Origin of the sequence: Paraburkholderia bryophila, assembly GCF_013409255.1 — a bacterium.
Lineage (GTDB): Bacteria > Pseudomonadota > Gammaproteobacteria > Burkholderiales > Burkholderiaceae > Paraburkholderia.
Map to the genome: position 1 here is coordinate 2940068 of NZ_JACCAS010000001.1, position 13794 is coordinate 2953861.

10 protein-coding genes and 2 riboswitches are annotated in these 13794 nt (G+C 64.2%); of the genes, 2 read left to right on the forward strand and 8 right to left on the reverse strand.

The window, feature by feature from the left end:
• Nucleotides 1-183: 183 nt before the first annotated feature.
• The 7 genes from GGD40_RS13015 to GGD40_RS13045 all read right to left on the reverse strand — a co-directional run bounded on the left by GGD40_RS13015 (nt 184) and on the right by GGD40_RS13045 (nt 9553).
• Nucleotides 184-1572, reverse strand: coding sequence for an L-serine ammonia-lyase (locus GGD40_RS13015; RefSeq protein ID WP_179743940.1), 1389 nt, complete (start codon nt 1570-1572; stop codon nt 184-186).
• Between the two features lie 29 nt (nt 1573-1601).
• A complete protein-coding gene (locus GGD40_RS13020) occupies nt 1602-2735 on the reverse strand; it encodes an alginate lyase family protein (RefSeq protein WP_179743941.1) in 1134 nt (377 codons plus the stop codon).
• A gap of 127 nt (nt 2736-2862) precedes the next feature.
• A complete protein-coding gene (gcvP, locus tag GGD40_RS13025) occupies nt 2863-5799 on the reverse strand; it encodes an aminomethyl-transferring glycine dehydrogenase (protein WP_179743942.1) in 2937 nt (978 codons plus the stop codon).
• A 77-nt stretch (nt 5800-5876) separates the two neighbouring features.
• Nucleotides 5877-6257 carry a glycine cleavage system protein GcvH gene (gcvH, locus tag GGD40_RS13030; protein WP_035554384.1) on the reverse strand — a complete coding sequence of 127 codons (381 nt, stop codon included), beginning with the start codon at nt 6255-6257 and terminating at the stop codon, nt 5877-5879.
• A gap of 64 nt (nt 6258-6321) precedes the next feature.
• Nucleotides 6322-7440 carry a glycine cleavage system aminomethyltransferase GcvT gene (gcvT, locus tag GGD40_RS13035; protein ID WP_179743943.1) on the reverse strand — a complete coding sequence of 373 codons (1119 nt, stop codon included), beginning with the start codon at nt 7438-7440 and terminating at the stop codon, nt 6322-6324.
• An 80-nt stretch (nt 7441-7520) separates the two neighbouring features.
• Nucleotides 7521-7665: riboswitch (glycine riboswitch) on the reverse strand.
• A 34-nt stretch (nt 7666-7699) separates the two neighbouring features.
• A riboswitch (glycine riboswitch) is annotated at nt 7700-7800 on the reverse strand.
• Nucleotides 7801-7945: 145 nt separating this feature from the next.
• Nucleotides 7946-8296, reverse strand: coding sequence for a hypothetical protein (locus GGD40_RS13040; protein WP_179743944.1), 351 nt, complete (start codon nt 8294-8296; stop codon nt 7946-7948).
• 207 nt (nt 8297-8503) lie between these two features.
• The gene (locus GGD40_RS13045; RefSeq protein WP_179743945.1) at nt 8504-9553 is read right to left on the reverse strand and encodes an oxidoreductase; all 1050 of its coding nucleotides are present in this window, start codon (nt 9551-9553) and stop codon (nt 8504-8506) included.
• 372 nt (nt 9554-9925) lie between these two features.
• Here GGD40_RS13045 and GGD40_RS13050 point away from each other — a divergent pair, with 372 nt between their 5' ends.
• On the forward strand, nt 9926-12016 hold the full coding sequence (locus GGD40_RS13050) for a UvrD-helicase domain-containing protein (RefSeq protein WP_179708944.1): 2091 nt from the start codon (nt 9926-9928) through the stop codon (nt 12014-12016).
• Nucleotides 12017-12188: 172 nt separating this feature from the next.
• Nucleotides 12189-12770 (forward strand): hypothetical protein, encoded by a 582-nt coding sequence (locus tag GGD40_RS13055; RefSeq protein ID WP_179743946.1) that lies wholly within the window; start codon nt 12189-12191, stop codon nt 12768-12770.
• Nucleotides 12771-12857: 87 nt separating this feature from the next.
• On the opposite strand, the gene GGD40_RS13060 is transcribed toward GGD40_RS13055, so the two are convergent.
• Nucleotides 12858-13766 carry a c-type cytochrome gene (locus tag GGD40_RS13060; protein ID WP_179707713.1) on the reverse strand — a complete coding sequence of 303 codons (909 nt, stop codon included), beginning with the start codon at nt 13764-13766 and terminating at the stop codon, nt 12858-12860.
• Nucleotides 13767-13794 lie beyond the last annotated feature (28 nt).

Here is a 13794-nt window from a genome sequence, read left to right on the forward strand (position 1 = left end):
ACAGCGCATGCACTGTCACGGCGCAGCGCAATGAGCGCACACACGGCGAAGCGTCAACGATGCGCAACGCAAAGGGCGCAGCTCCGGCGCAACCACGGCGAGCCATCGCCGCACAACCACGCGCCCATAAAAAAACGCGGACCGTAGCCCGCGTTCATCGTCATTCACCGTACAACACCGCGCTCAACACTCGACGATATTCACCGCCAACCCGCCGCGCGACGTTTCCTTGTACTTGGTCTTCATATCCGCGCCGGTCTGCATCATCGTCTTGATGACGGAGTCCAGCGACACGTAATGCGTGCCGTCTCCGCGCAGCGCCATGCGCGCGGCGTTGACCGCCTTGACCGACCCCATCGCATTGCGCTCGATACACGGAATCTGCACCATGCCGCCGACCGGATCGCACGTGAGCCCGAGGTTGTGCTCCATGCCGATCTCGGCAGCGTTCTCGACTTGTCTCGGCGTGCCGCCCATTACCGCAGCGAGTGCGCCCGCCGCCATCGAACACGCGACGCCCACTTCGCCCTGACAACCCACTTCCGCACCCGAAATCGACGCATTCAGCTTGTACAGAATGCCAATCGCGGCCGCCGTCAGCAGAAAATCGATCACGCCTTGCTGGTTCGAACCCGGCATGAAGCGCACGTAGTAATGCAGCACTGCCGGGATGATGCCGGCCGCGCCGTTGGTCGGCGCGGTGACCACCCGGCCGCCCGCGGCGTTTTCTTCGTTGACGGCGATCGCGTAGAGATTGATCCAGTCGACCATCGACAACGGATCGCGCAGCGCGAGTTCCGGATTGCCCGACAACGCGCGATACAACTGCGGCGCGCGGCGCTTCACCTGGAACGGTCCCGGCAGGTTGCCGTCGGCATCCGGATTGTTGATGCCGCAACCACGCGACACGCACGACTGCATCACGTCCCAGATCTTCATCAGGCCCGTGCGCGTTTCTTCCTCCGTATGCCAGACACGCTCGTTTTCCCACATCAACTGAGCGATGCTCTTGCCGGTCGATTCACACAGCGCGAGCAGTTCATTGCCGCTTCGAAACGAGTGCGGCAGTTGATCGACGGCGCTCAGCACCTTCGTGTTCGGCGCACCGGCCGTCACCACGAAACCGCCGCCCACCGACAGATAGGTCGACTCGCGCAGCGTCTCGCCTTGCGCGTCGAGCGCGCGCAGCTTCAGGCCGTTCGGATGCTCGGGCAGCGCCTGCCGATAAAACGAAATCTGCTCTTTCAGCACGAATGGCACCTCGTGCGTGCCGAGCAGCGCGAGCTTGCGCGAGACCCGCACGGCTTCGAGCCGTTGCGCGATCGTGTCGGGGTCGACGGTGTCGGGCGCGTCGCCCATCAGGCCGAGCATGACGCCGCGGTCCGTGCCGTGGCCCTTGCCGGTTGCGCCAAGCGAACCGTACAGATCCACCTTCACCGACGCGGTGTTGTCGAGCAGCCCGTCGCGTTCAAGCCCTTGAGCGAACATCAGCGCCGCGCGCATCGGCCCGACCGTATGCGAACTGGACGGACCAATGCCGATTTTGAAGAGATCGAACACGCTGACTGCCATTTACTGCTCCCTGCTTAAAGAGTGTGGGTTTATCGCGCCGGCAGCGGCAAACACACGGCGAGCCACGCGGGCGGCGTCGGTGCGAGCTGTAGCGCGATTGGCGTATAGCGTCCGTCGAGACGCGCCGCCAGGTGAAACAGTTCCGTCGCGTTCTTCGGGTCCCATTGACCCGAATAGCCGGGCAAACCGGCCTCGCGACGTTTTGCATCGAACGGAACGCTCGAATGCACGAATTCTTCATGGGTCTTGCTGCCGGTCGCGTACGGCGTGAGCCAGTTGAGCGCGGCCTGCAGCGACGCGCCGTTCGTGCCCTTCTCCGGCAACCAGTTGCGGTTGTGGCGGCGCGCGGACAGCGCGGCCGTGACGAGCGGCTGCAAGTCGTAGGTCACGTAATGCAGCGCGTCACGTTCGCTGAAGTCGATCGTCGAGCCGTCCGGCGCGATGTTGTCGCCGATATGCTCGTCGAACAACCGTTGCGCCGCGTTGATCATCTTGCGGTTGTCGAGCGTGAACGCGGCCATCGCGATCAGCTTGATGCGGTGGCTCTGCCAGTTGTTGCGGAAGGTGCCCTTGAGCGGCCGCGGCTGCGCGTCGATCTGACCGATGTAACCGTTCGCGAGTTTCGTCAGGAACGCCATCGCAGCATTGCGCGTTTTCACGGGCAACGCGCTGGCGGTCATGTCGTACGCGAGGATCAGGCCTTCGAAATGCGTTTCGTCGATCGGATTGAAGCTCGGTTGATACGTGGTCACCCACGCGAACAGCAAACGGTCGACGAGCTTCAGATAACGGTCGTCGCTGGTTGCGCGCCAGGCGAGTGCGGCGTCGCGCAGCAGATCGAGATCTTTCTCCGCTTCGACGCTCTGATCGTGGATACCCTCGTGCGGCAGCGTGCCCTCGGTGTGCAGTTTATCGAGCGCGTGCGGCGGATCGTTCAGATGCGCCTGCACGTTGCTGACCAGTGCTTTCACACCGGGATCGGCATTCGTGCGTTCGCTGGTTTGCAGCGCGGGCGCCGCGCAAAAATTCATCGCCGCCTGCGCCTGCCGCAACGGCAGCAGCAACGCCGCGCTCGCCAGCGTGAACGCACAAGCCTGCTGCCACGTCTTCTGGGCTTGCCTGATACCGGTCCGGCTATGCATCGATCGCACCTTTCGCGCCATGCGAAACTCCTCGTTAGGCTGATTCGGTGTGTGATGTTAGCCGTTTGCGGCCACTCGCGACAGAAATGCGAACTGAACCGCGCACCGCCTCCTTACAACCGCAGGCGATGCGCAGGGACGGCCACGCTTACTCGTAGTCGGCGATCGGCACGCAGGAGCAGAACAGATTGCGGTCGCCGTACACGTTGTCCGCACGGCCAACCGGCGGCCAGTACTTCTTCGCGATCAACGTGGGCAGCGGATACGCTGCGGTTTCGCGCGCATACGCGTGCTTCCAGTCGTCCGCGATCACGACCGCCGCCGTGTGCGGCGCGTGCTTCAGCGGATTGTCCTCGCGATCCGAGCGGCCTTCTTCGACGGCACGGATTTCGTCGCGGATCGCAATCATCGCTTCGATGAAACGGTCGAGTTCTTCCTTCGATTCCGATTCGGTCGGCTCGACCATCAGCGTGCCCGGCACCGGGAAGCTCATGGTCGGCGCGTGGAAGCCGTAGTCGGCGAGACGCTTGGCGACGTCGTCGACGCTGATGCCGCTGGTTTCCTTCAACGGACGCAGATCGAGAATGCATTCGTGCGCGACCAGTCCGCCGGGGCCCGAATACAGCACCGGATAATGCGGCGCCAGTTTGTTCGCGACGTAGTTCGCGTTGAGGATGGCGGTTTCCGTCGCGGCGGTGAGGTTCTTCGCGCCCATCATCGCGATGTACATCCACGAGATCGGCAGGATCGACGCCGAACCGAACGGTGCGCCCGACACTGCGCCGATTCCGTTCGGCGCGCGCTCATAGCCCGACGAGAGCTGGTTCGGCAGGAACTGCGCGAGATGCGCGCCGACCGCGACCGGACCGACGCCCGGTCCGCCGCCGCCATGGGGAATGCAGAACGTCTTGTGCAGATTCAGGTGCGACACGTCGCCGCCGAATTGACCCGGCGCGCACAACCCGACCATCGCGTTCATGTTCGCGCCGTCCACGTACACCTGGCCGCCGTGCGCGTGCACGATCTCGCAGATTTCGCGCACGTTCGCCTCGAACACGCCGTGCGTGGACGGATACGTGATCATGATCGCCGCGAGTTTGTCGGCGTGTTGATCGGCCTTCTTCTTCAGATCGTCGATATCGACGTTACCTTGCGCGTCGCACGCCACCACGACCACCTGCATGCCGGCCATTTGTGCCGACGCCGGGTTCGTGCCGTGCGCCGAAGCGGGAATCAGGCAGACGTTGCGATGCGCTTCGCCGCGCGACGCGTGATACGCGTGGATGATCAGCAGACCCGCGTACTCGCCTTGCGAGCCGGCATTCGGTTGAAGTGAAACCGCCGCATAACCCGTCGCGGCGACCAGCATTTCTTCGAGCTGATCGATCATTTCGCGGTAGCCGACGGTTTGCTCAGCCGGTGCGAACGGATGGATCTGACCGAATTCGGGCCACGTGACCGGTAGCATTTCCGACGTCGCGTTCAGCTTCATCGTGCACGAGCCGAGCGGGATCATCGAGCGGTCGAGCGCGAGGTCTTTGTCGGAGAGGCTACGCAGATAGCGCAGCATTTCCGTTTCAGAATGGTGACGGTTGAACACGTGGTGCGTGAGGTACGCGCTGGTGCGTTCGAGCGCGGCCGGCACCGACGCGGTGTTCGACGCCGCGAGTTTTTCGTCGAGCGTGTCGATCTGCGGCACGTCTTTCGAACCGGCGGCTTCGGCGAACACCGCGAGCAGATCGGCCAGGTCGCGGCGCGAGGTGGTTTCGTCGATCGACAGGCCCACTTGCGTGTCGCTCACGCGGCGCAGGTTGATGCGCTTCGCGTTCGCCGCGTCGTGCAGCGCTTGCGTGCGTGCGCCGCTGTTGAACGTAAGCGTGTCGAAGAAGTTTTCGTTGGCGAGCGTGTAGCCGAGTTGCTGTGCGCCTTCGGCGAGCAGCGCGGCGATGCGGTTCACGCGCAGCGCGATCGTCTTCAGACCGTGCGGGCCGTGATACACCGCGTACATGCTGGCCATGATGGCGAGCAGCGCTTGCGCGGTACACACGTTCGAGGTCGCCTTCTCGCGGCGAATATGTTGTTCGCGCGTTTGCAGCGCGAGGCGCAGCGCGGGATTGCCTTGCGCGTCGACGGTGACGCCGACGAGACGGCCCGGCATCTGACGCTTGAATTCGTCACGCACCGCGAGGTAAGCCGCGTGCGGACCGCCGAAACCAACCGGCACGCCGAACCGCTGCGTGTTGCCGACGGCCACGTCCGCGCCCCATTCGCCCGGCGGCGTGAGCACGGTCAGCGCGAGCAGGTCGGCGGCGACCACCACATGACCGCCCGCGGCGTGGATCGCTTCGGTGAGCGCGCGGTAGTCGCGCACGTCGCCGTTTACGCCGGGGTATTGCAGCAGCACGCCGAACGCATTCGCGCTGGCGGCTTCAGCAGCCGGGCCCACTTTCACTTCGATGCCGACCGGCGTGGCGCGCGTCTTCACCACTTCGATGGTTTGCGGCAGCACGTCGTCGGCGACGAAGAACACGGTCGACTTCGACTTGCCCACGCGTTGCAGCAGCGTCATCGCTTCGGCGGCGGCGGTCGCTTCGTCGAGCAGCGACGCGTTCGAGATCGCCAGACCGGTCAGGTCGACGATCATCTGCTGGAAGTTCAGCAGCGCTTCAAGACGGCCTTGCGAGATTTCCGGCTGATACGGCGTGTACGCGGTGTACCACGCCGGATTTTCCAGCACGTTGCGCAGGATCACCGTCGGGGTGTGCGCGTTGTAATAGCCCTGCCCGATGTACGAGCGGAACACCTGGTTCTTGTCCGCGAGTTCACGCAACGCGGCGAGTGCTTCGGCTTCGCTCTTCGGTTGCGCGAAGGGGCCGAGCGGCAGCGTTTCGGTGCGGCGGATCGTCTTCGGAATGACGGCGTCGATCAACGCGGCGCGCGATGCGAAGCCGAGGGCTTCGAGCATGGCGTGCTGGTCGGCCGTATCCGGGCCGATGTGCCGTTCGGCGAAGGCGTCATGCACTTCGAGCGCGGCGAGCGAGAGAGGAGTGCGGTTCATCAGACGATCCGGGTGTTCGAGCTTCATGGGTGTTCCTGGCGGTGCGGCTGTCCGTTCTTTCGAAAGGGACCCGCCGCACCTGACGGGTTAAACGTAAAGGTGAATCAGGCGCCGATGGCCTTGGCGTACGCGTCGGCATCGATCAGACGATCGTGCGTGGCATCGTCGGACGGCTTGATCTTGAAGAGCCAGCTGTCGTACGGCGTGGTGTTCACCGAATCGGGCGTGTCGGCAACGGCGGTGTTCGCTTCGATGATTTCGCCCGAGACCGGTGCGTAGATATCGGAAGCGGCTTTCACCGATTCGATCACGGCGACGGTGTCGCCGGCTTCGACGTTCTTGCCGAGTTCCTGGACTTCGAAGAAGACGATATCGCCGAGCGCTTCCTGCGCGTGGTCGGTAATGCCGACCGTCAGCGTGCCGTCCGCTTCAGTGCGGACCCATTCGTGCGATTCGGTATATTTCAGATCGGCCGGGATGCTCATCGGATGCTCCTATGCGGTGTTCGGATGGTGTTCAATAAAGGGGGAAGCGTACGCGCCGGCCTGCTTAAACCGCGAGCACTTTGCCGTTGCGCACGAACGGCAGTTTTACCACGCTTGCGGGAACGTTTTTGTCACGAATCTGAACGTGAACGGTGTCGCCCGGCTGCACGCCTTTCGGCACGCGCGCAAAGGCGATCGATTCCTGCATGGTCGGGGAAAACGTGCCGCTGGTGATTTCGCCTTCGCCGTGCGGCGTGACGACTTTCTGATGAGCACGCAGCACGCCTGCGGCCTTGCCGTTGTCTTTCAGCAGGATCAGGCCGACGAACGCGGCCTGCGAGCCGTCCGCTTCCAGCTTGTCCTTGCCGACGAAGGCACGCGGCGACGTGAGGTCGACGGTCCATGCGAGACCGGCGTCGAGCGGCGAGACGTTGTCGTCCATATCCTGGCCGTACAGGTTCATGCCGGCTTCGAGGCGCAGCGTGTCGCGCGCGCCGAGGCCGGCCGGGCGGACGCCTTGCGCCAGCAGCGCGTCCCACAGGGCGGCGACGTGTTCCGCCGGCACGATGATTTCGAAGCCGTCTTCGCCGGTGTAGCCGGTGCGGGCTACGGTGAGTTCGCCAAACGGCGTGCCGTCGATACGGGCGGCGTTGAACGGCTTCAACGTTTCAGTCGCGGCGCGCGCGGCCGGCACGGTTTGCCAGACTTTATCGCGCGCGTTCGGGCCTTGCACGGCGACGATCGCGTAATCGCGACGCGGCGTGATGGTCAGGCCGAAGCTGCCTTCGGCGTTGAGCTGGCCGAACCACGCGATGTCTTTGTCGGCGGTGCCGGCGTTGACGACCACGCGGAAGTGATCTTCGCCGAAGTAATAGACGATCAGATCGTCGATCACGCCGCCGTTCGGGTTCAGCAGACAGGAGTAGAGCGCGCGACCCGGGGTTTGCAGCTTGCCGACGTTATTGGCCAGTGCGTAGTCGAAGAACGCGCGCACGCGCTCGCCGGTGAAATCGACGACGCACATGTGCGAGACGTCGAACATGCCGGCGTCGGTGCGCACCGCGCGGTGTTCGTCGATCTGCGAGCCATAGTTGACGGGCATGTCCCAGCCGCCGAAATCGACCATGCGGGCGTTGAGCGCACGATGGGTGGCGTGGAGCGGGGTGTGTTTGAGTTCGGTCATGGGGCCTCAGGCGTCTCGCGAAACAAAAAAGGCCATGCGGCACGACGCCTCGCGGCCTGATGGCTGCGAGCGATGCGCTGCATGGCCCCTCTGTCCTCGATACCTGAGAGATTGCGTTGCCGCGAACACGTTGACGTGTCGCGGTGAAACGCGCGCCCCTTCGGTGGGCAGCCTGCCGGAATCTGCATTTGCAGATGGCTACTGCCGCTCTCCAGAGTGCGAAAAACCGGAGCCCCGATGTTGCCTGGAGGCGGGTTTTTCGACGCGGTCGGTCCTTTTGCCTGAGAGTTTGCGGGTGTGCCCCTTCGGCGGCGCGGCCTGCGATTTTCAGCGGCCAGCACGCTCTCCCGACGCGTGCGGCGAATGTACGCGACGCCCCCGAGCTTGTCAAATAAAGGCGCGCGAGCGGCGCGGGGATTGGCGCAGCGCGATTGCGCCTGTCAAAAAAAAGCGCGGGACGTGATGCCCGCGCTTCTTTTGTACCGCATGACCTGAACTGGCGCGATTATTCGCCGATGGCGTGTGCCGCGTTGTCCAGTTCCTGGTTCAGCACGCGCTGTTCGTCGCCGGACAGCCCGCCGCCGTGTTGCGCCGCCATGTCGTGCGATTCCTGACGGATCACGTCGAGGCGGTGATGCAGCGCGCCGCCTTGCGGGGGCGGGTAGTAGCCTTGGTTGACGTGAGCGTCGATGCGGCGGCTCAGGTTGTCGATACGGCCGTCGACCTGATGCAGGCGCTCATACGCGATCTGCTGCGGGTTAGGGCGCGGGGCCGGCGCCGGTTGGGGTGCCACCACGCAAGCGGCGAGCGAACTGAGCAAAGCGCATGCTGCTACTGCGCGAATGATACGGGGCATGGACTCTCCGGAAGTCGTTGTCGTTTTCTGGTGCTACCCGGGTAGCAACGGATAAGACGGCGTTCGCGCTGACCGGAGAGGGGCGCTTATTTGTAACGTTATGTTCCTTTCGGGCTTGTCAGTTTCAGGCGGCGCGGCGACGCTGGTGAACCGGGTTTTGGGTACACAGACCGTCGCCGGACGTCGGCCAACCCGCCGGCCAACCCCTTAGCGAATCCGCTCGAACGGCAAACGGACGCCTTCCTCCGAACTGCGCGCAGCCAGTTCGATAATCGTCATGACGTCGACGGCTTCCTGAGCGCTGACCGGGAATTTCACGCCGTTCTGGATCGCATCGGCGAGGGCAATGTAGAAGCCGGCGTAATCGCCGTTAAGCGTCGGCAGTTCCTGTTCCACTTCCTGATCGCCTTCCAGCACGCGCAGCACGCCCGCTGTATTGCCGGCGGCGAAGCCCTCGTCGCCGGGGCGCAGACCGGCCTTCAACTGATCTTCCTGGGTGTCGAGCCCGTATTTCACGTAGCTCCCGCGCGTGCCGTGGATCGCGAACCGCGGCGCGAGCAGCATGGTGAGCGCGCTGGCGTGCAGCACGACCTCGAATTCGCCATAGCCGAGTTGAATGTGCACGTAGTCCGGCGCGCTGGCTTCGTCGCGATGCGTGCGCACGGTCGCCGATACGGTCTGCGGCGCGCCGAATAACGCGAGCGCCTGGTCGATCAGATGCGGCCCAAGGTCGAACAGCAGGCCGCCGCCGCGCGACGCCTCTTCGCGCCAGCGTTGCCGCACTTCCGGACGAAAGCGGTCGAAATGCGATTCGAATTGCGTGACGCGCCCCAAGGTCCCGGCGGCGAGCAGGTCGCGCACGGTCATGAAATCGCCGTCCCAGCGGCGGTTATGGAACGGCACGAACCGCTTGCCGCGGGCCAGCGCGATGTTGGCGAGCGTATGCGCGTCGGCGGCGGTGAGCGTGACCGGCTTGTCGACCACCACGTGTTTGCCGGCTTCCAGCGTGCGGCGCGCGAGGTCGAAGTGCGTGTCGTTGGGCGTCGCGATCACGACGCAGTCGATTTCCTCGAGCGCGAGCAACGCGTCGAGATCGGCCACCACTTTCGCGTGCGGATAGTCGGCGAGCGCCTGCTCCGGCCGGCCCGTCGCAATCGCCGCGACGCTCGCGCGCCCGCAGTGGTCGATCACCGGCGCATGAAAGGTGGCGCCAGCAAAACCGTAACCCATCAATCCAATCTTCAGCGATGCGGACATGCGTGTCTTCCTGCAAAAACGGCGCGCCGCCTGGCCACCGCGGCGTCGGCGCGCAACGCTGTAATTGTGGCATGTTCGGGCGGCGGCCCGCGGGCGTGGCAGTCACGGATTGTCCGGCGTGCCTGTCAGGCGAAGTCAGCCGGCACTGCGGCACGGAAGGTCGACTAGCGTCGTCGTCCGTCATATTCATCCGTGTTAACATCGCTCCTCTCGCGCGAACCCAAGCGGGCCGGAACACCCGCGCGGCGCGCAGGGCACCCGTACCAGCCGCCGGTGCCACGCAGCATGATCTTGGGCCTCCAGACCGCCGGCCGGCAATGCCGGGCCGCCGCGTCTTCCGCCGCCTTCAACCGCATTACCCATCCACACACGATGTCCGCAGGCCTGAACCCCGCCCAGAATGAAGCGGTCCGTTATCTTGACGGCCCGTGTCTCGTGCTCGCCGGCGCCGGCAGCGGCAAGACGCGCGTGATCACGCAGAAAATTGCGCACCTGATCGAGGCCAAGGGCTTCGAGCCGCGCCACATCGCCGCCGTCACATTCACCAACAAGGCCGCGCTGGAAATGCGCGAGCGCGTGGGCAAGCTGCTCGAAGGCAAAACGCTCACCACGCCCGGCAAGGAAGGCCGCAAAGTGCCCGTCAATCAGTTGACGGTCTGCACCTTCCACTCGCTCGGCGTGCAGATTCTGCGGCAGGAAGCGGAACACGTCGGACTAAAGCCGCAGTTCTCGATCATGGATTCGGACGATTGCTTCGGGATGATCCAGGAGCAGGTGGGGTCCACGGACAAGGGTTTCATCCGCAAGATCCAGTCGATCATCTCGCTGTGGAAAAACGGCATGATCATGCCGGAACAGGCGATGGCGATCGCCGCGAACGAAGACGAGCATCAGGCCGCGATCGTTTACCGCAATTACGTGGCGACGCTGCACGCGTATCAGGCAGTCGATTTCGACGATTTGATCCGCCTGCCCGCCGAGCTCTTCGAGAAAAACGAGCCGGTGCGCGACCGCTGGCAAAACAAGCTGCGCTATCTGCTGATCGACGAGTATCAGGACACCAACGCGTGCCAGTACGAACTGGTGAAGCAGCTGGCCGGCAAGCGCGCGGCTTTCACCGCAGTGGGCGACGACGATCAGGCGATCTACGGCTGGCGCGGCGCGACGCTCGAAAATCTCGGCCAGCTCAGCAAGGATTTTCCGAAGCTGCACCTGATCAAGCTCGAGCAGAACTATCGTTCGACGGTGCGCATTCTGACCGCCGCGAACAACGTGATTGCGAATAACCCGAAGCTGTTCGAAAAGAAACTGTGGTCCGAACACGGCATGGGCGACACGATCACCGTCACGCCGTGCAATGACGAAGAACACGAAGCCGAGTCCGTGGTGTTCCGGCTGTCCGCGCACAAGTTCGAGCGCCGCGCGAATTTCCGCGACTATGCGATTCTGTATCGCGGCAATTTCCAGGCGCGCATCTTTGAACAGGTGCTGCGTCGGGAACGGATTCCGTATGTGCTGTCGGGTGGGCAGTCGTTTTTCGACAAGGCCGAGATCAAGGACATCTGCGCGTATCTGCGCCTGATCGCCAACGCGAACGACGACCCCGCGTTCATCCGCGCGATCACGACGCCGCGTCGCGGCGTCGGCAATACGACGCTCGAAGCGCTCGGTTCGTTCGCGGGTCAGGCGAAGGTGTCGCTGTTCGAGGCGGTGTATATGGGCGGCATCGAAGCGCGCCTGTCGCCGCGCCAGATCGAACCGATGCGCGTGTTCTGCGACTTCATGCAGCGCCTCACCGATCGCGCGGAGAAAGACGCCGCCGGCCCGCTGCTCGATGAACTGATGGACGCGATCCACTACGAGGCCTATCTGTACGACGCGTTCGACGAACGTCAGGCGCAGTCCAAGTGGCAGAACGTGCTGGAGTTCATGGAATGGCTAAAACGCAAGGGCACCAAGGCCGAGCCGGAAGGCGCCGCGAATAGCGAGGCAACCGGCTACGACACCGCCGACGGTCTCGGCGACACCGGCAAGAACCTGCTTGGCCTGATTCAGACGGTCGCGCTGATGTCGATGCTCGAAGGCCGCGAGGAAGATCCCGACGCGGTGCGGTTGTCGACGGTGCATGCGTCGAAAGGGCTGGAGTACCCGCACGTGTTTCTGGTGGGCGTCGAGGAAGGCATCATGCCGCACCGCGGCGGCCCCGACGACGAGCCGATCGACGACGCGCGCATCGAGGAAGAACGCCGCTTGATGTACGTCGCGATTACGCGTGCGCAGCGCAGTCTGCATCTGAACTGGTGCAAGAAGCGCAAGCGCGCGAGAGAGACGGTGGTGTGCGAGCCGTCGCGTTTCATTCCCGAGATGCTGCTCGATGATGCGCCGCCGCCTACGGCGGATGAGGCGCCGATGTCGCCGAAAGACCGGCTGGCGAGTTTGAAGGCGCTGTTGCAGAAGCCTTGAGCGGGCTGGGGTCGTGCCTTGCCTTACCGTATCGTGTCGCGCCGCTGCGTGGTGCGCAAAACCCCGCGAGCGACAGGTGCTTCGGTGGTTTGGCGGCGCGCTCGCGCTAGAGTGACGCGGCTCGTCGACGGTGAAAGTCGGCGGGCATCGCCGTTCACTGGAGACCGCCCGCATGACCTCGCTGCCGCTTGCACCTTATCGTCGCGCGCTTGAAACCTACATCGACGCGAAAGACAACACGCGGGCCGAACGCATCGCCGAGGCCTTCGCTGCCGACGCCGTGCTCACCATGTCGCTTGCGACGTCGAATATCGCGTTTCCGGCGCGCACCGTCGGCGCCGATGCCATCGCCAAAACGCTCGTTACCGATTTCGGCGCCCAATACACGCGGTGCAGGACCTATTACGTCTGCGATGCGCTCGCCGTGCAAGACGGCGTGATCGATGCGTTGCCCTGGCTGGTGGTGATGCGCGAACCGGCGACGGGCGCATTGCGCGTCGGCCACGGCGTGTATCGGTGGACGTTCGACGAAACACCGGTCGTCACGGGCTTTCATATTCATATCGCCCGCATGGACGTCGTGCCCGATGCCGACGGCGCTTTGCTCGACGCGCTGCAAGCGGGGCTGGCGTATCCGTGGCTTACGCCTGCTGCTTTGCATGAGCATCTCGCCGCGCTGGCTCGCGACACACCGGCGTTGGCGTTTGTCGATGCATTCAGCCGGCCGGCGATTGCACCGAGCCACGACGAATAAGCAAAAATCCCTGCCTCACGTTGCCGTGAGACAGGGATTTTTCGTTACGCGGCTAGGGCCGCGAGTAGTCGATGCCCGTCGAGCCGGTTACTTCACCGCGCTGACCATGTAATCGACGGCGGCCTTTACGTCTGCGTCCGAAGCGTTCGATCCGCCCTTCGGCGGCATCGCGCCCTTGCCATGCAGCGCGTAGTTATAGACCGTGTCCATGGAATCTTTCAGGCGCGGCGCCCAGGCGTCCTTGTCGCCGAACTTCGGTGCGTTCAGCACGCCGGCCGCGTGACAGGCCTGGCAGACCTGCGTGTACAAGGCCTTGCCCGCTTGCGAAGCATCTGCGCTTTGGGCACCGGCTGCCGGCGCGGCGGCTTGCGGCACGCTCGCCATGGCGGCCATGGCTGCGGCTGCTTGGGCCGCGCCTGCGTCGGAAGCGCCGCCCGGCGCGGCTGCTGCCGCTGCCGTTGCGCCAGAAGCTGCTGTCGCCGGCGCACCCGCTGCCGGTTGTGCCGGTTCAGGGAAGCTCGCGCCGGAATTGTTCGCCATGTAGACCACGGCGCGCGCAATTTCGAAGTCGCTGTAGTCGTCGGGGCTGGTGCCGCCGCGCGGCGGCATCGCGCCTTTACCGGCGAGCGCCGTGTGCCACAGCGTGTCGAAGCCTTGCGAAATGCGCGGGGCCCAGTCGGCGGCATTGGTGAATTTCGGCGCGCCTGCCGCACCCGACGCGTGACACGCGGAGCAAACGGCCTTGTAGACTTCTTCGCCCGTCTTGTAGACGCGCGGCGCATTGGCGTCGCGAATGTCGACCTGCGCGAACGGCTTGATGCGCGCGGTGACTTCGGCTTCGGAGAGAGAGTCGGTGCCGGCGCCGGTGCGTGTCGAATTATCGACGTACGCGACCAGCAGAACGATGATGACGATCGGAACAGCAAAGCTGGCGATGATCGCGGCAATGAGCTGTCCTGGGGTTTTGATCGGGGCTTCGTGTGGTGCTTCGCTCATGCTTGTCTCGTCTCCGTGGGTATGTGAG